Below are 18,581 nucleotides of genomic sequence, written 5' to 3' on the forward strand. Positions count from 1 at the left end.
GCGTGCCTGGTCCAGCAACACCGGATCGTGGGCATTGACGATGCGCATCTCGGACGATCCCTGGGTGTATAGCTCAGCCAATCTGGCGTGATTCGCCTGGACACGGCGCCAATCGTGGGCGATCAAGCGTTCCATCAGCCGGAGCGAATACGGCGCGCCGCCGCGTCCGTCGATTTGGCCGTGATGGTAGAAGGCATCGCCAACATGCAATATCCAACGGTCGCCCGCATCGATCGCATACGCCGCATGCCCCCGCGTGTGGCCCGGCAGGCTGACCAGCACAATCCCGTCCGCCACCTCGGCCAGCGGTTTGGCCGCCGCGAAGCCGCGCCATGATTCGACTGCTGTGGCGTGTGCTCGACCAGCAACGGCCCGTGTTCACGCGCCGCGGGCAGGTAGCGTCCGCGCTCCACCAGGGTCTTCGGGTGGCGCGCGGCAAACGCCTCGGCTGACGTCAAATGCACCTGTGCCCAGGGAAAATCCGCCAATCCGCCCACGTGGTCGGCATCGAAATGGGTCAAGAGAATATGCCGGACGTCACGCGGGTCGAAGCCCATGCGTTCGATCTGCACAATCGCCGCTTCCTCGGGACTGAACACGGGTCGAACAAACGCCCTCGACGGTCCAAACCGGCGGCCGGGCTGCGAGACATCCAGCAGCCCCAGTCCGGAATCGACCAACACCAGTCCGGAGCGGGTTTCGATCAGCAATACATGGCAGACCAGCCCGCACGGCGCGCCCAGCGGATGCATGGTCCCGCAATTGAGATGATGAATTTTCATAGCCGCGCCGTTTAATGTGATGCGAGCATCGCCGGGTCAATCACAATCACGGCATTGCTGCCGTCCCAGTGCTGTGCCGCTTTCTTCACGTAATCGAACAATGCCGCCTTGGCGCCACCCAGATCTGAAATCTCGACACAGGTGCCTGCGTGGTGCTCGGTTTCGAGATACGCGAAACGTCCGCTCGGCCCGCCGAGTTGCCCCTCCTGGCCAACGCTGAAGCCGGCGGCCAGCGCGCGCTCGTACAATGCCTGGTAGTCGCGCGACCAGTAGGCGAAATGCTGCAAGCCCTCGCGTCCGGCATCGAGAAAGTCGCGGTACATGGATGGCGCATCGTTGACCGGCGTGATGATCTCGATCTGAATGTCGCCGCTGTTGGCCACGGCGACGTCCATCGCCATCGCGCTCGGCGCGCCCTTGTAGGTGAAGTTCTCCGGCTGCACGCCGCGCAGCAGGAACCATGGGCCGATGCCGCTGCGGACAAAGCCCGCGATCGAGGCATCGATGTCCTTCACCACGTAACCCAGTTGCGCGATGGAGCCAAAGAAATTGTGCACCGGCGCGCGCTGCACCGGCTGCTCTGGCGCGTCCGCGAAGGAAAGCAGAATCTTGCCGAGCGCGGCGTTGTCCCGCAGGCGGTTCGCCGCCTCCAGCGCCGCATGCACCGGATAGACCGAGTCGATCAGCGGCGTGAATTTGCCATCCGCCAGGGCCGGCATGACGCTGGCGTGCAGCGCCATGCAGACCTCGCCAAGCTCTTCCGGCGTGCGAATGCTGAAGGTGGTGCCGATCAGCCGTTGTCGCCGGAATGACACCTGGTCCAGGTCAAGATTGGCCACCGGTCCGGCCAGCCGGCCGATGTTGACGATGGTGCCCTGCGTGCGGGTCACGGCCGGCAACAGGCCGAACTGCTCGCCCCCCAGATGATCCAGCGTGATATCCACGCCCTTGCCGTCGGTGGCGGCCAGCACCGCCTCCACCAGCGACTCACTGGCGGTGTTAATCGCCACGTCCGCACCGGCCGCCAGCATCGCGCCACGTTTGGCGCTGGACGTGGTGGTGGCGATCACGGTCGACGCCCCCAATGCCTTGGCCATCTGGATCGCCACCAGGCCGATCGAGGTGGTGCCGCCGACCACCAGCACCGATTGACCGGCGACGAAGCCCGCCTGCGTCACCAGCGCGTCATGCTCGGTCGCCAGCGCCACCGGCAAACAAGCGGCCTGTTCAAATGTCATGCCGTCCGGGATCGCCAGCAACATCCTCGGATCGCACAAGGCATAGTCGGCGAAAGCGCCCATCGTCACGCCCATCACGCGAGTGCCCACCGGCATCGACGGTGCGAGCGGACTGGAGGTTTCAACCACGCCGGCGAATTCCATGCCGGCCGGGTAGACATCGCCCGGCTTCAGCTTCGGGCTATAGGTTCCCGTCAACATATACAAGTCGGCGCGATTCAGCGCCGCCGCGACCACGCGGACCCGCACGGCGCCGAGGCGCAATGCCGGCAGGGCGACATCCGGCTTGAGCACCCAGTCCGGGCCGATACCACCAATGAGAGCGCGCATATTCATATTCGAAGTCCTTTCAAGGGTTGAGAAGTGAAGTGTTGTTCAGGAGAGCAGCTTGGGCGGTGTGGTCTGGAGCAGGCGCGGGTCGGGCTTGCCGGAAAGCTTGAGCAGGCCGCGCAGTGCCTTCACTGCCAGCGGCCAATTCTTCGGGTGCTTCAAGTTGACGCCGCCCAGCAGTTGCTTGAGCATGGTCAGGGTGTCGAAGTAGATCCGTTCAATGATGAGATTGTCCTGCGCATCGAAAATGAAGAATGCGGCCATCCGCACGCGAAAGCGCGAGCCGGTGGCGGGAATCGTGCCCAGCGGACCGCGATGCGTGCCCAGCAGCCAGAACTCCGCGATCACCGCGTCGTGGCTGTGCCGCAGCGAGACCAGCTCGTGGTCCTGGTCGGGGAATGCCACCCGCGTGTCGTGGTAGTAGCCGCGCACCTCGTGGTCGCCATCGTGGACCGTCATGGTCGCGATGATTTCGTAGTGCGGATGGGGAAAGGTCGCCAGAACGTCGTTCCAGCGCTGTGCCACTTCATCATGAAAATGGTCGAGAACCAGCTTTTCGCGCGCTGCGAGACGCTCCGGGGAAGGAAGGGTACGGTAAGAATTCATGACGATAGGCTCTCAGGATGCATGGGTGATCGCGCAATGGCGGAAGGTCGGCGAGGTGCCCGGATTGGTCCACATCGGGGTCAGTTCGCTAGAGGGAAAGAATTGCAGAAAGCGCGAGTCGGCCTGGGCACGGTCGGCGATGGTCTTTTCCAGGATGATCGAGTTGTACTGATCGGCGATGGTTTCGATCGTGTTCGCATTGAGGATGACTTCCTGCCGCCACGCCCTGCTCCAGGCGGCGACACCGGGCAAGCGCGAATGTTCGGGCGTCAGGCACTCGGTGGCGATGACATTCTCGCTGCTGACCCAGATGCCGGTTGAGGTGTTAAGCACCAGACTCTGGTTGCCAAATACGTGCCCCGGGGTTTTGATGATGGCCACGCCTGGACCGAGCATCACCGAGCCTTCAATCGGCAGAAACACATCCAGCGGAACATCGCGGTAGGCTTCCGGCTGGTACCACGGCCTTTGCAACGGATGCAGATCGGCCATGGCGATCAGCTCATCCTGCTGAACAATCACTTTCGCGTTCGGGAATATGGCCCTGGCGCGCTGATTCAAGTCCGCCTGGAAGGTGCTGGTTCCTACCCAGCGGCGCAGGTCCTGCGTGTGCAGATGGTCGAAAACCAGGTAGTCGACCTCGGACGGCTTGATGCCCAGGCGTGCCAGGTGCTCCAGGACGGTGCCGTGCACGGTGGTCACGCGGTTAGCCACCACCTTCGGGGTGCGGCGCAGCAGCTCCGCGAAGTAAGGCGTGTTGCGCCCGAGTTCAACATCGCTGGGTTCGAACAGCAGCACCCGCGGCCGCCCTCCACTGTCGGTCCAGCGGATCACCAGCATCCGGTTGGTGATCGAGAGAAAAGGCGCCAACGCCTTGGTCGCCCGAAACAAGCCGAAGCGGCTTGGATACGGCAGCGTGACCAGATCGCAGGTGTCGATCGTGGCCGGCATGCCAGACCTCGCGAATTCCGCACGGAAGCGCAGGCCGGCCGCGCGCGCCGCCCGCAATCGCCCACCAGGGCCGCCGTCATCAGAAATTTCCAGCGAGCTAATCGATTCGCCTGCCGTCGGCAAACCGGCGAGGTCGGATAGGCTCCAGCCCGGGGGCGGAGGCGAGGCTAACGAGGTCATGATGGTCTCCAAAAACTGTTATAGATTTAATCCACGCCGTGGATTTTTTTTTGATTTAACCACGCTGTGGATTTTTATGTCAAGGTAAGTTAAGCTCCTGTTCCATGAGCACAACTTCCCATCCTGAAAATGCCGTCGCCCCGGCGCGCCGTGGCCGCCCACGCAGCGGGCAGTCGGATTTGTCCCGTGAAACCATCGTGCAGGCCGCCGTCGATATCATTGGCAGCGAGGGCGCCGGCGCCCTGAGCTTGCGTGTGGTCGCGCGCCGCCTGGGAGTGGACGCGAAGAGTCTTTACAACCACATCGAAAACAAGGAAGCGCTGCTCGACGCGGTCGCCGAGCATGTCCTGTCGCGCATGGTCATTCCGGAACGCACCGGCGATTTGCGGTCCGACCTGGTGGCGATTGCGCATGCCTTCCGGGCGGCGGCGCTGTCGTCACACCGCGAGGCGGCCACCCTGGTGCTCAGCCGGCCGGTTGAGTCACTCGCGCATCTCGCGCCGCTGGAAGCGACACTGGCGGCCCTGATCAGCGCCGGCGCCAAGCCCGCTTGGGCAGTGCACGCGGTGCGCGCGGTATTGGCTTTTATGACCGGCACCTTGCTGCGTGAGGCCACGACCGGCCTGACATTGGGCAGCGACGATGTCGAAATTGCCAGCCCACGGGAGGCCGCGCTGGGCAAGCTTGGGCTGCCCCACATTGCGCTGGTTGCGCACCACCTCAGTCGGCTTGACCACGCGCGCGAATTCGACTTTGGCATCAAAATCCTTGCCGATGCCTTCATTCATGAACTCGGCAATCCAAGCTAAAACTGCTTGACAAGCCAGTAGCCAATCTCTTACATTGGAGGAATGATCTCGCATCTGCACCTATCCGCTTTCCTGCTATCGCCTGCCAGCGCCCTATCGCTAGCAGCGCGTCTACTAGCACGCGTTTAATCCGCGTCCCTGTTGTACCCCGGTGCCGGCCATAAGCCCGCACACCGTCTCAAAATCCAGGAAAGTTTTGCACCGATGCTCTCTACGACTACGGCCATCCATGCTCCATCCCGCACCAGCGATCTGTTCGCGCTGCCGGCTGGCGCACGTTCGCTGTCGACGCTACTGCTAAAACTACCGATCGGTTGCCGCGCCTAGCGCCCCGTGGTAGCACGGCAGCCCCTCCGCCACACCCAGTAGCGCCAGCGCTCTCTCGCCGGCACCCAAATTTACAGAAGATCCAGGAGCCCCATCATGATGTTGCAGAACCCAGCGTCCAAATACCGCGCCTTCCCCGCCGTCCAATTGTCCGACCGTACCTGGCCGAACGCCGTCATCGCCAAACCGCCAATCTGGATGAGCACCGACCTGCGCGACGGTAACCAGGCGCTGATCGAGCCGATGAGCATCGAGAAAAAACTGCGCATGTTCGAGCTGCTGATCAAGGTCGGCCTGAAAGAAATCGAAGTCGGCTTCCCATCGGCGTCGCAGACCGACTTCGACTTCGTGCGCAAACTGATCGAAGAGAACCGCATTCCGGACGACGTCACCATCATCGTGCTGACCCAGTCGCGTGAAGAACTGATCCGCCGCACCGTCGAATCCTGCGTCGGCGCCAAGCGCGCCATCGTCCACCTGTATAACTCGGTGGCGCCGGTGTTCCGCAAAGTGGTGTTCGGCATGTCGCGCGAAGAGATCACCAACATCGCCACCACCGGCGCCAAGCTGGTGAAAGAGCTGACCAAACAGCATCCAGACACCGACTGGGGCTACGAGTACACCCCGGAATCCTTCTCCACCACGGAGCTGGACTTCTCCAAGCATATCTGCGACGCCGTGATCGCCATCTTCGAACCGACCCCGAACAAGAAGATGATCATCAACCTGCCGTCCACCGTGGAATGCAGCACCCCTAATATCTACGCCGACCAGATCGAATGGATGTCGCGCAAGCTGACCCGCCGCGATTCGCTGATCATTTCGGTCCACCCGCACAACGACCGTGGCACCGCCGTGGCTTCGGCCGAACTGGCCGTGATGGCCGGCGCCGACCGCGTCGAGGGCTGCCTGTTCGGTAACGGCGAGCGCACCGGCAACGTCGACCTGGTCACGCTGGCACTCAATCTTTACACCCAGGGCGTGCATCCTGGCCTGGATTTCTCCGACATCGACGAAGTACGCAAAGTGGTTGAGGAATGCAATCAGCTGCCGGTGCACCCGCGTCACCCATACGTCGGCGACCTGGTATTCACCGCCTTCTCCGGCTCGCACCAGGACGCGATCAAAAAAGGCTTCGCCAAGCAGCAGCCGGGCGCGCTCTGGGAGATTCCATACCTGCCGATCGACCCGCAAGACCTGGGCCGCAGCTACGACGCCGTGATCCGCGTGAACAGCCAGTCCGGCAAGGGCGGCATGTCCTACCTGCTGGAACAGGACTACGGCCTGGTGCTGCCTCGCCGTCTGCAGATTGAGTTCAGCCGCGCCGTGCAAGTGGTGGCCGACCAGACCGGCCTCGAAATCACCTCGGAAGGCATCTACGATATCTTCAACAAGGAATACTTCGAGCAGACCGTCCCTTACGGCTACCAGTCGCACAAAATGGTGGAAGACACCAGCAGCGACGAGCCGGTGCAGATCGACGTCGCCATGATCCACAACGGCGCGCCGCTGGCACTGCAAGGTGGCGGCAATGGCCCGATCGACGCCTTCGTCGACGCGCTCGGCCTGGACATCAAACTGATGGACTACCACGAGCACTCGATCGGCTCCGGCGCCAACGCCAAGGCTGCGTGCTACGTTGAACTGCGTCTGGCCAACGGCCCGACCCTGTTCGGCGCCGCCACCGACAGCAACATCCTGACCGCCTCGTTCAAGGCCGTGCTGAGCGCCGTCAACCGTCAGTTGACGCGCCAGCAGGCGGCGCAGGCAGCTGGCACTGTTGCAGTCTGATAGCCGCAACGCAGTAATAGAACGGGTGGCACGCGGCGTCCCAGCTGCGTCCCACCCGCGCAACACTCTCGGTAATAACTGCAGCAACAACCTTTTCCGCATTGCAGCATTCAAAGTATACTAGTTACATGTTTGACGACGTGGGCCGGTGTATGAATCTCTCCAATCTCAAAATCGGCGCCCGTCTTGGTCTCGCCTTTGGCGCAGTCCTGATCTTGATGGCGATCCTGATCGGCATCGGCCTGCAACGCCTGAACAGCATCGGCAACCTCACCGGCACCGTCATCGACAAGGACTGGATCAAGGCCGAAGCGGCGGCCACCGTCGGCAGCACTACCCGCGCCAACGCCGCGCTCACGCTGGAACTGTTCATCACCAGTGATGCGGCACGCATCGCCGCCATCCGGCGCGACATCGACAGCAACAAGCAAATCATCAGCAAGGCGCTGGAAACGCTGAACCAGCTGATCTACCTCGAACGCGGCAAGGCACTGCTGGCCACCATCGTCGAGCAGCGCAAGGCATATGTGGCCTCGTTCTCCGCCATCCTCAAACAACTGGACGCCGGCCAGCGCGAAGAAGCGCAGGCCGCGCTCAACGCCGACATGCTGCCCAAGCTGGCCAAACTGCAGGACAGCATCCGCGAACTGGCGGACCTACAGAAAACCGTGGCCACGCAAAATGGCGCCTCGATCAAACAGGACATCGCCACCGCCGGCCGGATGATGGGTTGGCTGGGCGTGGTGGCACTGGCGCTGGGACTAGTGTTCGCGTGGCGCGTGACCCGCTCCATCACCGATCCTATCGGCGCCGCGCTGGACGTCGCGCGCGCCGTCGCCGCAGGCGATCTGACGCGACACATCAACAGCCAGCAGCGCGACGAAATGGGCCAGTTGCTGACAGCACTGGGCACCATGAACGGCAATCTCGCCAACATCGTCGGCCGGGTGCGCAGCGGCACCGGCGCCATCAACACCGCCTCGGCCGAAATCGCCAGCGGCAATATGGACCTGTCTTCGCGCACCGAGCAGCAAGCCAGCTCGCTGGAGGAAACCGCCGCCTCGATGGAAGAGCTGACCAGCACCGTCAAGCAGAACGCCGCCAATGCGCATGAGGCCAATCAGCTGGCGCAATCGGCCACCGAAGTGGCGCAACGCGGCGGCGCAGTGGTGGCGCAGGTGGTGGACACCATGAACGCCATCAATGACTCTTCACGCAAGATTGTCGACATCATTTCCGTCATCGACGGCATCGCGTTCCAGACCAATATCCTGGCGCTGAACGCGGCGGTGGAAGCGGCACGCGCCGGCGAGCAGGGACGCGGCTTTGCCGTGGTGGCGTCCGAGGTACGCACACTGGCGCAGCGCGCGGCCAGCGCCGCCAAGGAAATCAAGACGCTGATCGATGACTCGGTCGACAAAGTGGCCGCAGGCTCGGAGCTGGTCAGCCGCGCCGGCAGCACCATGAACGAAGTTCAGGACAGCATCCGCCGCGTGACCGCGATTGTCGGGGAAATCACCGTCGCCAATCACGAACAGACCAGCGGCATTGAACAAATCAACATCGCCATCAGCCAGATGGACCAGGTCACACAGCAGAATGCCGCGCTGGTGGAGCAAGCCGCCGCCGCTGCGGCGGCGATGCAAGATCAGGCCGGCGAACTGAACGAAGTGGTAAGTTCCTTCCGCCTGTAAACGCTTGCCTTGACTGGGCAGCATCCTTATAGCATCATCTGCGAGGTGGCACCGTTACCTCAGCAAAAGAATTAAGGAAGAGCATGCCCGCCGCAACCATTCACATCCGCGCCACGAATGCCGCCGCCCTGGCCGCCCAGGCTGATCAGATCGAGGAAGACGACGCTGTCGGCCTTTGATCAGTCCCGCTAACTATCAAGACAGCGCTGTATGGCGCCGATACCCATCTTATGAAATATTGCGTAGTTTGCCGTCAAAACGTCCAACAATTCCTGCCCTACAACCAGGGTTATGCTGCGTTGAGTCCGCTACAAAAAGCGCTCCAGGTGGTCGGCTCGGACATCGACAATTTCAGCTGCCCGCACTGCGGCAGTACCGACCGTGAACGCCACCTGTTCATCTATCTGAGCCAACCCGGCCTGCTGCAGCGCATTTCCGGTGGCAACGTGCTGCATTTCGCACCAGAACGCTATCTGCGGCTGCTGATCCAGGCCCAACAGCCGCAACAGCACGTGCTCGCCGACATGTATCCGAACGCGGCGGATGTGCAAAAAATCGACATGCAGGACATCGGCTTCCCGAACGACTATTTCGACCTGGTGATCGCTAATCACGTTCTGGAGCATGTGAACGACTATCAGCAAGCGATCCGCGAATTGACCCGGGTACTGAAGCCGGGCGGTCTAGCCATCCTGCAGACGCCGTACTCATCCATTCTACCCAGCACCATTGTCGAGGAATCGGCGTCTTCGCTGGCAACGCGTGAGATGTTATTCGGCCAATCCGACCACGTGCGCCTGTATGGCACCGATATTTTCACCCTCATTTCATCGGCCGGTCTCAAATACATCGGCGGCAACCACCAGACGCTGCACATCCAGGTTGACACCGACCAGTTGGGTATCAACCCAGCGGAACCTTTCTTCCTCTTCGAAAAATGACAGCAACGCAAACCGTCTCCGTGGTGGTCCTTGTTTATAACCACGAGAATTATCTTGGCAAGGCCTTGTCGGGCATTGAGGCCCAGCAGCTAAACCGGCCAATCGAGATCGTGATTCACGACGACGCCTCAACCGACGGTTCGGAAGCGATCTACCGGCAATTTGCCGCCACCTCGCGCCACACGGTCAAGATCATCTGCCAGCCGCAAAATATCTATAGCCGACAGATTTCCATGTGGCCTTACATCATGGCGGAATGCAGCGGCGAACTGGTGGCGATTTGCGAGGGCGACGATTTCTGGACCTCGCCGGACAAGCTGGCCATGCAATGCAATGGACTGGAACTGTTACCGCATGTCGACCTGTGCTTCCACCGGGCCACGCGGGTGCGCTGGAACGACGACCAAGTCACGGGCAACTATGCCGATCACGGCGATGAGCCGCGCTTGTTCGCGCCCGGACAAGTCATCGAAGGCGACGGCGGCTTCATGCCAACCCCCGCTTTGCTGGTGCGGCGCAGCGTGTTCGACCGCATGCCCGACTGGTTTTTTCAGCGGCCGCCCGTGACCGATTATTTTATTCAGGCGTTGGGTTCGCTGCGCGGCGGGGCACTGTATTTGCCGCTGCTGGGTGCGGCCTACCGCGAAGGCGACCCAACCGCCTGGAACCAGCGCGTCAGGGTCGACCTGAGCACGACCAATCAGTTCGAGCTCGATTTCATCGAGCACCTGTTCTACCTGCGCGGCACTGTGCCCGCTGAGTTCGCGGGCAATGTCGACCATATCATACATGCCCACTACATCAAGCTCTGCCATATGTGCTTCGTGCACCGGCGCATGGAAGATGTCGACAAGGTGGCAAGGCTGATTGAGCGCTTCAGCTGACCTTTCCCTCCATCACAGACCAACCCGACAACATGGCACAAGTCACGGTACTCATTCCCGCCCATAACGCTGCGCCGACCCTGGCGCAAACCCTGGACAGTTTGACGCAGCAGCACTTTCGGGACTTTGCGGTGCTGGTGGTCGACGACGCCTCGGCCGACGACACCGCCGCCATCGCACGCAGTTATGCCGACCGTTTGCAGCTCGACGTGCTGACGCTGGCGCGCAATGCCGGCGTGGCGGGGGCGCTCAACGCCGGCCTGGCGCGTATCGACACCCCCTATATTGCGCGCCTCGATGCTGACGACCTGGCCATGCCACAGCGGCTGGCCGCCCAAGTGGCATTTTTGGAAGCACAACCGGAGATCGACGTTTGCGGCACGGCCCTGGAGCTATTTGACGATGTGCCGGGCCACGGCACCAAACTGGCACTCAAACCGGCCGGCGACGCCACCATCAAAACCTCGCTCATCCAAGGCAATTGCATGGCCCATCCCTCCATGCTCATGCGGCGCAGCTTCTTCGACGACGTGGGCCACTACGATCCGCGCTTCGATTACGCGGAAGATTATGAATTATGGTGCCGCGGCGCTTTACTGGGCAAACGCTACGAGAATCTGGCTGAGCCACTGACCCGCTATCGGGTGCATGCCGGCCAAGTCAGCCAGCAAAAGCGCCAGTTGCAAATTGAACGAGACATCCAGATTCGGCGCCGCTATCTCACCGGCCTGCTGGGCGGCGCCGCCGTCGGCAATTTGCCGGAGTTCCTGTCGCCGATGATCGTTTTCACTAGCCGCGACATCGGACTGTCGGTCACCCAGCAAGCGCTGCCACTGCTATTCAAACTCGGCAACCTGGTGCCCGATCCAGCCATGTTCCACGCGATCGTCGCCAGCAGCATCGCGCGCCACCTGGCCTAGTTCGATCTGACTCTGAATCTCAGCGGCGGGCGAGACGGATGCCGGTGAATTGCCAGCGCGCGCCGGCCGGGAAGAAGTTGCGGTAGCTGATGCGCGCGTGGCCAGGCGGCGTGGCGCATGATGAACCACGCAGCACGTACTGGTTCAGCATGAATTTGCCGTTGTATTCGCCCAAAGCCCCTTCGGCGGCGGCAAAGCCCGGATACGGCGCGTAGCTGCTGCTGGTCCACTGCCAGCAGTGGCCGTACATCTGCGCCAGTCCGCCCGCAGCGCCGGCACCGGCGCCGGCCGGATGCAGCGCGCCGCTGTCGATGGCGGCGCGGGCGGCGGCATATTCCCATTCCGCTTCGGTCGGCAAACGGGCGCCGGCCCAATGCGCGTAAGCGTCGGCTTCAAACAGCGAGATGTGCGTCAGCGGACGGTTCAGGTCCAGCGGCTGCGGCCCGTGCAGCGTGAACTCCTGCCATGCGCCCTGCTCGTCCTGGAACCAGTAGATCGGCGCCTTGAGGTTTTGCGTGCGCACCCAGTCCCAGCCCTCGGCCAGCCACAGCGCGGCGTTGAAATACCCACCGGCGTTGATGAAGTCCAGGTATTCGCCATTCGTCACCAGCCGCGAAGCCAGCGCGAACGGCGCCACGTACTGCTTGTGGCGCGGTAGTTCGTTGTCGAAGCTGAAGCCCGTGCCATCGTAGCCGATCTCGGTCAGGCCGCCCTCGAACGCCAGCCAGTCCAGCGGCGCCACCGCGCTCGCCGGCGGCAGCGGAATTTCCATGTAAGCCGGCCGCAGGATGCTCTGCGCCAGCAGGTGTTTGACATCGGTGAGCATCAGCTCCTGGTGCTGCTGTTCGTGCTGGATGCCGAGCGTAAGCAGCATGTCCAGCTCCGCGCCCGGCGCGCTGTCCAGCAGCCGCGCGATGCGGGCGTCGACGTCGGCCCGATAGGCGCGCACCTGCGCCATGCCGGGCCGCGTCAACAGGCCGCGCTGCGGACGCGGGTGCTTTTCGCCGATGCCGTTGTAGTAGGAGTTGAACAGGATGCGGAACGCCGGATGAAACGACACGAAGTCGCGCTCCATGCGCTCCAGGATAAAGGTTTCGAAGAACCAGGTGGTATGCGCCAGATGCCATTTGATCGGACTGGCGTCCGGCATCGATTGCGCCCCGCAGTCTTCATCGCTCAGCGGCTCGGCCAGCGCCAGCGTGTGCTTGCGGACGGCGGCATAGCGGGTGTTCAGTTGATCCATGATGTCAGTCAGTTGGCGATGGCGCGTGCGTAGATCACCGCAAACCAGTGTTTGTCGTCGGTCCACATGCTTTGCGTGGCAAAGCCGGCCCGCTCCAACAGCGTGGCAAACGACTGGCGCGTGTATTTGTAGCTGTCTTCGGTGTGTATGCGTTCGCCGCGCGCGAAATCGCGTTCGCCGCCTTGCCAGCTCACTGTCAGCGGCTCGCGCGCTTCCAGATGCATTTCAATCCGGCTTTCCTCGGCATTGAAGAAGGCAACGTGCTGCCATTGGCTGACGTCGAAATCGGCGCCGATCAAGTGGTTCAGGTGGCGCAGCATGTTCAGGTTGAAGGCGGCGGTCACACCCAACGCGTCGTCGTAGGCGGCGTCCAGCACCGCGTGGTCCTTGATCAGGTCCACGCCGATCAACAGGCCGCCATCGGCGCCAGCGTTGGCGCGCAGGCCACGCAGGAATTCAACCGCCTGCGATGGCGAGAAATTGCCGATCGAGGAGCCGGGATAGAAGAACACGCGACGGCCAGCTTGCACGTGCTGCGGCAGTTCGAAGCCGCTGGAGAAATCCAGTCCCAGTGCGGTCATCTCGATATGCGGGAAGCGCTGCTGCAATTGCGTCACGGCGCCCAGCAGGAAGTCGCGCGAGATATCGACCGGCACGTACTGCGCCGGCTTCAGAATCGGGAACAGCGCGGCGGCCTTGGCGCAATTGCCGGCGCCGAGATCGATCAGCGCCGCGCCCTCGCCCACCACGCGCGCCATGTCATCGCCATAGCTGCTGAAGATACGCGCTTCGGTGCGGGTCGGATAATACTCGGGCAGTTCGCAGATCGCCTCGAACAATTTGGAGCCCAGGCTGTCGTACAGGAATTTGGGCGATGTATAAGCCGATGGCGCCAGCAAGCCGGCGCTGATTTCAGCGATCACCTCAGCGCTGCCATGTGCGGGCCGCAGGGACGATGTGTTGTTGGCGAGGGGCGACACAACACGAATCGCCGGGGAGCGGGACAATTGCATACGATGCCATGCCTTTATTCTGGGTAGTCATGTGCTTAGATGATTTTTGTTATGATAGCCGAATATCCATTTTGTAGCGCTGTACCAAAAGTTCTGTGCGACTATTCACACTAAAGGGCAAACGACAATGAAAATCTCCCTCAAATCCCTGCTCGCCACCGGCATGATGCTGGCCGCTTCCTGGTCCCAGGCGCAATCGGCCGATCACGTGTTCCGCGTGTCCGCCATTCCGGACGAGGCGCCGACCGAACTGCAACGCAAGTTCAAGCCGCTGGGTGAATATCTGGAGAAGAAGATCGGCATGAAGGTCGAGTTCACCCCGGTGACCGACTACGCCGCTTCGGTCGAAGCCCTGATCAACAAGAAGGTCGACATGGTCTGGTTCGGCGGTTTCACCTTCGTGCAGGCCAATGAGCGCAGCAAGGGCCAGATCACACCGCTGGTGCAGCGCGCGGAAGATGAAAAATTCCGTTCGGTGTTCGTCACCACCAACAAGAGCATCAACAGCCTGAACGACCTGAAAGGCAAGACCCTGAGCTTCGGCTCCGAGTCCTCGACTTCGGGCCACCTGATGCCGCGCTACTATCTGCTGGCCGCGAAAATCAATCCGGACACCGACCTGAAACGCATCGCCTTCTCCGGCGCGCATGACGCCACCGTGGCTGCGGTTGCGGGCGGCAAGGTGGACGCCGGCGCGCTGAATATCTCGGTGTGGGAAAAGCTGGTGGAGGCCAAGAAGGTCGATCCGGCCGTGGTGCGCGTGTTCTACACCACCCCAGGCTACTATGATTACAACTGGTCGGTGCGCACCGACATGAACGCCGATCTGAAGAAAAAGCTGGCCGACGCCTTCCTGGAGCTGGATGCCAACAAGCCTGAAGACAAAGCGATCATGGAACTGCAGCGCGCTTCCAAGTTCATCCCGACCAAGGCCGAGAACTATAAGAACATCGAAGCCGCAGCCAAGAATGCGGGCCTGCTGAAGTAATCTGTAATGCCAACCACGTATCAACTGCAAGACCTGACTGTGCGCCACCTCGGCGCGCAGTCGGCGTCCGCGCTGCAAGCCATCAATCTGACCATCAAACAGGGCGAGCAACTGGCCCTGATCGGCCCTTCCGGCGCCGGCAAGACTACCTTGCTGGCGACACTGTCCCTGTCCCATCGGCCATCCGCAGGCAGCTTTCAAGCCTTCGGTGTCGATCCGTGGGCGCTGGGCGAGGCGGCGCGTCACCGCTTGCGCGCGCAGTTGTTCCTGGCGCCGCAAACGCCGCCACTGCCGCCACGCCAGCGCGTGGTGACGGCGGTGCTGGCGGCGCGCCTGCCGCAATGGTCGGTGTGGCGCGCGCTGGCGTCGTTGTTCAAGCCTGCCGATCCGGAAGCTGCGTGGCAGGCGCTGTCGCGCTTCAATCTGGGCGACAAGCTGTATTCGCGCGTTGATCGCCTGTCCGGCGGTGAGCGCCAACGCTGTGGCCTGGCGCGTTTGCTGCTGTCGCCGGCGCAGGCGCTGCTGGTGGACGAACCCTTGTCCGCGCTCGATCCGGCGCTGTCGGAGCTGACGCTGACCACACTGCGCGAAGAAGCCAAGGCGCGCAACGCCACGCTGATTTGCAGTCTGCATCAGGTGGATCTGGCGCTGGCACACTTCCCGCGCATCGTCGCCCTGCGCGATGGCCGCGTTGAATTCGACCTGCCGCGCGAACAGGTCACACCGCAGATGATCGCCGCGCTGTATCAAGGCGAACAACCGGCCGCCAGCAAGCCGCTTGAGGACGACGCGATGGCGGTCAAGCTCGGCGTAGGCGCCTGCCTGTAATGGCCGCCGCACTGAATCCAGCCGGCGGCGCAGGCGGCAGCAATGGTGGCGTTGGCGGCAACGGCGGCGCAGGCGGTGGCGGGAAGCGCGCTGGCGGTGGCCATCATGCCGGAGCGGAGGCGGCGCGCCGCGATCCCGCGCTGCGCGGCCGTGTGGTGGCTTGCGTCATCGCACTGATCATCCTGTGGCCAACGCTGGTGGTCACCGAATTCAAGCCCTGGATACTGCTGGACGAACAAAGCCTGAGCGCCACCGGCCGCTTCCTGGCCGACTTCCTCACGCCCGCGCACAGCGCCGAATTCCTCGACATGCTGGTGCGCGAAACCTGGAACACCGTGGCCATCGCCACCGCCGGCCTCACGCTGGCCCTGCTGGGCGCCATCCCCGCCACGTTGATCATCAACGAACAGCTATCGATCTCCGCGCTCGGCACCGGCCGCATGCGCCCCATCGCGCGCGTCGTGCGACAGACCGCGCGCTGGCTGCTGGTACTACTGCGCTCCGTGCCGGAATTGGTATGGGCGCTACTATTCGTACGCATCATCGGCCTCGGGCCAACCGCTGGCGTACTGGCGATCGCCCTCACCTACTGCGGCATGCTGGGCAAGGTCTACGCCGAAATCCTCGAATCGTCCGACGCCCACGCCAGCGACACGCTGCTGGCCAACGGCGCCGGACGCCTCAGCGCATTGCTATACGGCGCCCTGCCGGAGGCCGCGTCGGAACTGATGTCCTACACCGTCTACCGCTGGGAATGCGCGATTCGCGGCTCAGTAGTGATGGGCTTCGTCGGCGCCGGCGGCCTCGGTCAGCGCATGGACGAATCGATGAAAATGCTGGCCGGCGCCGAAGTGTCGTCGATGCTGCTGGTATTCGTCGCGCTGGTCGCGCTGGCCGACCAATTCTCCAAAGTGCTGCGCCGGAGGCTGGGATGAATCCGCACCTGCCCAAACCACCACCGCGCGACTGGACCGTGCGCGTGCTGATGCTGCTATTGCTCGCCCTGATCATCGCCAGCTTCTACACCCTGCCACTGAAATGGCGCGAATTCTTCACCGTGGAAGCCATCAACAGCAGCCTTGAACTGCTGTCCGGCTTCACACCGCCCGAAACCGGCCTGCCCTTCCTCACCAAGACCCTCTGGGCCGCGATCGAAACCCTGGCCATGTCCGGCCTCGGCACGCTGCTGGCCGTGATCTTCGGCCTGGCGTTCTCACTGCCCGCGTCCGGCCGCTTCGGCGCCGCGCCACGCGCCGCCATGCGCGCCCTGCTCAACGTACTGCGCTCGATCCCCGAACTGGTGTGGGCCTCCATCATGCTGATCGCCGCCGGCCTCGGACCGCTGGGCGGCACGCTGGCACTGGCCGCGCACACCGCCGGCGTGCTGGGACGCCTGTTTGCCGACTCGCTGGAAAACGCCGCGCCGCTGCCTGAACAAAGCCTGCGCACCAACGGCGCCAGCGCCACCAGCGCCTTCCTGTATGCCACGCTGCCGCAAACGCTGCCACAGATGATGTCCTATACACTGTACCGCTGGGAGAACAACATCCGCGCCGCCGCCATACTCGGCGTGGTCGGCGCCGGCGGATTGGGGCAAATGCTCAAGTACCATCTGTCGCTGTTCCAGATGCCGCTGGCGGCCACCGTCATCCTCGCCATGCTGCTGCTGGTGGCGCTGGTCGATGGCGTCAGCTTCGCGCTGCGCCGCGCGCTCACCAGATAAAATAAACTATGCTCGAACTGCGCCATCTGTCCAAATCCTACGTGCCTGGCCGTCCGGTGTTGGCTGACGTGTCATGGACCTTCAAGGCTGGCGAGTTTGTCGCCATCATGGGCGACTCCGGCGTCGGCAAATCGACGCTGCTGAACCTCATCGCCGGCCTCGATACGCCCGACGCCACGCCGGACGCCAAACCCGGCGCCAGCCCGATTCTGGTCGACGGCATCGCCATGTCCGGCCTGGACGACGATGCCGCCACCCGCCTGCGGCGCAGCCGCATGGGTTTTATCTTTCAGGCATTCCACGTTTTGCCCCATCTGACGCTACTGCAAAACGTCGCCTTGCCGTTGCTTTTGAATGGTTTGTCCACGACACGTGCGGCCGAGATGCTGGAAGCGGTCGGCCTGGGCGGTCGCGGCCGCGATTTTCCGCACCAACTGTCCGGCGGCGAGATGCAGCGGGTCGCCATCGCCCGCGCACTGGTGCACAGACCCGCGCTTGTGTTAGCTGACGAACCGACCGGCAACCTCGATCCTGATACCGCTAATTCCATTCTGGAATTGCTACAACGTGAAATCAAAGCCACCGGCGCTTGCGCGATTATGGTGACACATTCACAACTCGCAGCAAAAAAGACAGACAAAATCCTACAACTGTCACGCAACGGCATGCAAGAAATCGATTGCGTCAACCCGTTTGCGCAATAACCAACATAATTTAATTGTCAAACCCTGCCACTTTTTTGTAAGTCGTAGTATTATTGAAAATAACTTGCATGGTTATCAAGAATGTTGAGTCGCGTACCACATTCAGACATGAAAGGGTGTGGGCGCTAGCCTTGCCGGGAAACGTACTTTTTTGAACACGTTTAGAGCAAAGGAGGAGCAAACCATGAACGTTCGTCAAAAGAAGTTGGAATTGATTGAAGCCATGAATCGCGCGAGGGCGCTGGAGCCATCCAGTTTTGTCCCAAACAAACTTCTTGATACTTTGATCGAGAAAATGAACTTGAAAAACGATGCAGAGTTGTGCCGGGTGTTGGAAGTTCAGCCCCCGATTATTAGCAAGATCCGTCACCGGAAGTTGGCAGTTGGTGCCACGATCCTGCTGCGTATGCATGAAAAATCAGATATCAGCATTCGCGAGCTGAAAGATCTGTCTACCGCGTCCATGCATTGAACGGAAACACTGTTCTTGCAATGCCAGGCGCCGGCATGCGGTATCCGGCGCCGTCCTTAGCGCCTTGTAGTAGCGTCCAGCCCAAACCCCGCTGACACGCTCACCTCTCAGTAGTACCAACTAATACTTGCTCGCGTCGATAGCGACGGCGGCATGC

The 18,581-nt window shown here is 62.1% G+C and carries 19 protein-coding genes; 13 read left to right on the forward strand and 6 right to left on the reverse strand.

All coding sequences use genetic code 11. The features are described from left to right. Positions 1-134: 134 nt before the first annotated feature. Genes GJ699_RS22720 through GJ699_RS22735 form a run of 4 tightly spaced genes read right to left on the reverse strand, consistent with a single transcriptional unit; the run spans position 135 to position 4,087 of the window. Positions 135-782: an MBL fold metallo-hydrolase gene (locus GJ699_RS22720; protein ID WP_229262247.1), complete on the reverse strand. Its 648-nt coding sequence runs from the start codon at positions 780-782 to the stop codon at positions 135-137. Positions 783-793: 11 nt separating this feature from the next. Further along, on the reverse strand, positions 794-2,350 hold the full coding sequence (locus GJ699_RS34690) for a zinc-binding dehydrogenase (protein ID WP_229262248.1): 1,557 nt from the start codon (positions 2,348-2,350) through the stop codon (positions 794-796). Positions 2,351-2,395: 45 nt separating this feature from the next. Next, the gene (locus GJ699_RS22730; protein WP_154380602.1) at positions 2,396-2,956 is read right to left on the reverse strand and encodes an ester cyclase; all 561 of its coding nucleotides are present in this window, start codon (positions 2,954-2,956) and stop codon (positions 2,396-2,398) included. Between the two features lie 12 nt (positions 2,957-2,968). Then, a complete protein-coding gene (locus GJ699_RS22735; RefSeq protein WP_154380604.1) occupies positions 2,969-4,087 on the reverse strand; it encodes an MBL fold metallo-hydrolase in 1,119 nt (372 codons plus the stop codon). Between the two features lie 104 nt (positions 4,088-4,191). On the opposite strand from GJ699_RS22735, the gene GJ699_RS22740 reads away from it, so the two are divergent. The 7 genes from GJ699_RS22740 to GJ699_RS22765 all read left to right on the forward strand — a co-directional run bounded on the left by GJ699_RS22740 (position 4,192) and on the right by GJ699_RS22765 (position 11,453). Then, a complete protein-coding gene (locus GJ699_RS22740) occupies positions 4,192-4,896 on the forward strand; it encodes a TetR/AcrR family transcriptional regulator C-terminal domain-containing protein (RefSeq protein ID WP_154380606.1) in 705 nt (234 codons plus the stop codon). 204 nt (positions 4,897-5,100) lie between these two features. Next, entirely contained in the window at positions 5,101-5,223 is a 123-nt protein-coding gene (locus tag GJ699_RS35010) for a hypothetical protein (RefSeq protein ID WP_267877736.1), read from the forward strand. 96 nt (positions 5,224-5,319) lie between these two features. Beyond that, positions 5,320-7,014 carry a 2-isopropylmalate synthase gene (gene leuA / locus GJ699_RS22745; RefSeq protein WP_154380608.1) on the forward strand — a complete coding sequence of 565 codons (1,695 nt, stop codon included), beginning with the start codon at positions 5,320-5,322 and terminating at the stop codon, positions 7,012-7,014. 152 nt (positions 7,015-7,166) lie between these two features. After that, positions 7,167-8,708, forward strand: a complete 1,542-nt coding sequence (locus tag GJ699_RS22750; protein ID WP_154380610.1) for a methyl-accepting chemotaxis protein — start codon at positions 7,167-7,169, stop codon at positions 8,706-8,708. Positions 8,709-8,938: 230 nt separating this feature from the next. Further along, complete coding sequence (locus tag GJ699_RS22755) at positions 8,939-9,649, forward strand: class I SAM-dependent methyltransferase (protein ID WP_154380612.1); 711 nt, start codon at positions 8,939-8,941, stop codon at positions 9,647-9,649. Further along, positions 9,646-10,533: a glycosyltransferase family 2 protein gene (locus tag GJ699_RS22760; protein ID WP_154380614.1), complete on the forward strand. Its 888-nt coding sequence runs from the start codon at positions 9,646-9,648 to the stop codon at positions 10,531-10,533. Before GJ699_RS22755 ends, GJ699_RS22760 begins: the two co-directional genes overlap by 4 nt. 32 nt (positions 10,534-10,565) lie before the next feature. Next, entirely contained in the window at positions 10,566-11,453 is an 888-nt protein-coding gene (locus GJ699_RS22765) for a glycosyltransferase (protein WP_154380616.1), read from the forward strand. Positions 11,454-11,472: 19 nt separating this feature from the next. Here the strand turns inward: GJ699_RS22765 and egtB are convergent, their stop codons facing one another. Together egtB and egtD are read right to left on the reverse strand one after the other, a co-directional pair. Further along, positions 11,473-12,696, reverse strand: coding sequence for an ergothioneine biosynthesis protein EgtB (gene egtB / locus GJ699_RS22770; protein WP_154380618.1), 1,224 nt, complete (start codon positions 12,694-12,696; stop codon positions 11,473-11,475). Positions 12,697-12,704: 8 nt separating this feature from the next. Further along, positions 12,705-13,709 (reverse strand): L-histidine N(alpha)-methyltransferase, encoded by a 1,005-nt coding sequence (gene egtD / locus GJ699_RS22775; RefSeq protein WP_154380620.1) that lies wholly within the window; start codon positions 13,707-13,709, stop codon positions 12,705-12,707. A gap of 127 nt (positions 13,710-13,836) precedes the next feature. On the opposite strand from egtD, the gene GJ699_RS22780 reads away from it, so the two are divergent. The 6 genes from GJ699_RS22780 (at position 13,837) to GJ699_RS22805 (ending at position 18,424) form a co-directional block, all read left to right on the forward strand. Beyond that, positions 13,837-14,697, forward strand: coding sequence for a putative selenate ABC transporter substrate-binding protein (locus GJ699_RS22780; RefSeq protein ID WP_154380622.1), 861 nt, complete (start codon positions 13,837-13,839; stop codon positions 14,695-14,697). Between the two features lie 6 nt (positions 14,698-14,703). Next, positions 14,704-15,525 carry a phosphonate ABC transporter ATP-binding protein gene (locus GJ699_RS22785; RefSeq protein WP_154380624.1) on the forward strand — a complete coding sequence of 274 codons (822 nt, stop codon included), beginning with the start codon at positions 14,704-14,706 and terminating at the stop codon, positions 15,523-15,525. Further along, positions 15,525-16,460 carry a PhnE/PtxC family ABC transporter permease gene (locus GJ699_RS22790; protein WP_154380626.1) on the forward strand — a complete coding sequence of 312 codons (936 nt, stop codon included), beginning with the start codon at positions 15,525-15,527 and terminating at the stop codon, positions 16,458-16,460. Before GJ699_RS22785 ends, GJ699_RS22790 begins: the two co-directional genes overlap by 1 nt. Next, complete coding sequence (gene phnE, locus GJ699_RS22795) at positions 16,457-17,248, forward strand: phosphonate ABC transporter, permease protein PhnE (protein WP_154380628.1); 792 nt, start codon at positions 16,457-16,459, stop codon at positions 17,246-17,248. Before GJ699_RS22790 ends, phnE begins: the two co-directional genes overlap by 4 nt. Before the next feature lie 8 nt (positions 17,249-17,256). After that, a complete protein-coding gene (locus tag GJ699_RS22800; RefSeq protein WP_154380630.1) occupies positions 17,257-17,952 on the forward strand; it encodes an ABC transporter ATP-binding protein in 696 nt (231 codons plus the stop codon). Positions 17,953-18,136: 184 nt separating this feature from the next. Beyond that, the gene (locus GJ699_RS22805) at positions 18,137-18,424 is read left to right on the forward strand and encodes a hypothetical protein (RefSeq protein WP_008447145.1); all 288 of its coding nucleotides are present in this window, start codon (positions 18,137-18,139) and stop codon (positions 18,422-18,424) included. The last annotated feature ends 157 nt before the right edge of the window (positions 18,425-18,581 follow it).

The sequence above is a fragment of the Duganella guangzhouensis genome (assembly GCF_009674535.1).
Taxonomy (GTDB): Bacteria; Pseudomonadota; Gammaproteobacteria; order Burkholderiales; family Burkholderiaceae_D; genus Rugamonas; species Rugamonas guangzhouensis.

Excerpts from the sequence above, each read along its gene's own strand:
- GJ699_RS22720 (WP_229262247.1), bottom strand. The coding sequence starts at position 782 with ATGAAAATTCATCATCTCAATTGCGGGACCATGCATCCGCTGGGCGCG.
- GJ699_RS34690 (WP_229262248.1), bottom strand. The coding sequence starts at position 2,350 with ATGCGCGCTCTCATTGGTGGTATCGGCCCGGACTGGGTGCTCAAGCCG.
- GJ699_RS22730 (WP_154380602.1), bottom strand. The coding sequence starts at position 2,956 with ATGAATTCTTACCGTACCCTTCCTTCCCCGGAGCGTCTCGCAGCGCGC.
- GJ699_RS22735 (WP_154380604.1), bottom strand. The coding sequence starts at position 4,087 with ATGACCTCGTTAGCCTCGCCTCCGCCCCCGGGCTGGAGCCTATCCGAC.
- GJ699_RS22740 (WP_154380606.1), top strand. The coding sequence starts at position 4,192 with ATGAGCACAACTTCCCATCCTGAAAATGCCGTCGCCCCGGCGCGCCGT.
- GJ699_RS35010 (WP_267877736.1), top strand. The coding sequence starts at position 5,101 with ATGCTCTCTACGACTACGGCCATCCATGCTCCATCCCGCACCAGCGAT.
- leuA (WP_154380608.1), top strand. The coding sequence starts at position 5,320 with ATGATGTTGCAGAACCCAGCGTCCAAATACCGCGCCTTCCCCGCCGTC.
- GJ699_RS22750 (WP_154380610.1), top strand. The coding sequence starts at position 7,167 with ATGAATCTCTCCAATCTCAAAATCGGCGCCCGTCTTGGTCTCGCCTTT.
- GJ699_RS22755 (WP_154380612.1), top strand. The coding sequence starts at position 8,939 with ATGAAATATTGCGTAGTTTGCCGTCAAAACGTCCAACAATTCCTGCCC.
- GJ699_RS22760 (WP_154380614.1), top strand. The coding sequence starts at position 9,646 with ATGACAGCAACGCAAACCGTCTCCGTGGTGGTCCTTGTTTATAACCAC.
- GJ699_RS22765 (WP_154380616.1), top strand. The coding sequence starts at position 10,566 with ATGGCACAAGTCACGGTACTCATTCCCGCCCATAACGCTGCGCCGACC.
- egtB (WP_154380618.1), bottom strand. The coding sequence starts at position 12,696 with ATGGATCAACTGAACACCCGCTATGCCGCCGTCCGCAAGCACACGCTG.
- egtD (WP_154380620.1), bottom strand. The coding sequence starts at position 13,709 with ATGCAATTGTCCCGCTCCCCGGCGATTCGTGTTGTGTCGCCCCTCGCC.
- GJ699_RS22780 (WP_154380622.1), top strand. The coding sequence starts at position 13,837 with ATGAAAATCTCCCTCAAATCCCTGCTCGCCACCGGCATGATGCTGGCC.
- GJ699_RS22785 (WP_154380624.1), top strand. The coding sequence starts at position 14,704 with ATGCCAACCACGTATCAACTGCAAGACCTGACTGTGCGCCACCTCGGC.
- GJ699_RS22790 (WP_154380626.1), top strand. The coding sequence starts at position 15,525 with ATGGCCGCCGCACTGAATCCAGCCGGCGGCGCAGGCGGCAGCAATGGT.
- phnE (WP_154380628.1), top strand. The coding sequence starts at position 16,457 with ATGAATCCGCACCTGCCCAAACCACCACCGCGCGACTGGACCGTGCGC.
- GJ699_RS22800 (WP_154380630.1), top strand. The coding sequence starts at position 17,257 with ATGCTCGAACTGCGCCATCTGTCCAAATCCTACGTGCCTGGCCGTCCG.
- GJ699_RS22805 (WP_008447145.1), top strand. The coding sequence starts at position 18,137 with ATGAACGTTCGTCAAAAGAAGTTGGAATTGATTGAAGCCATGAATCGC.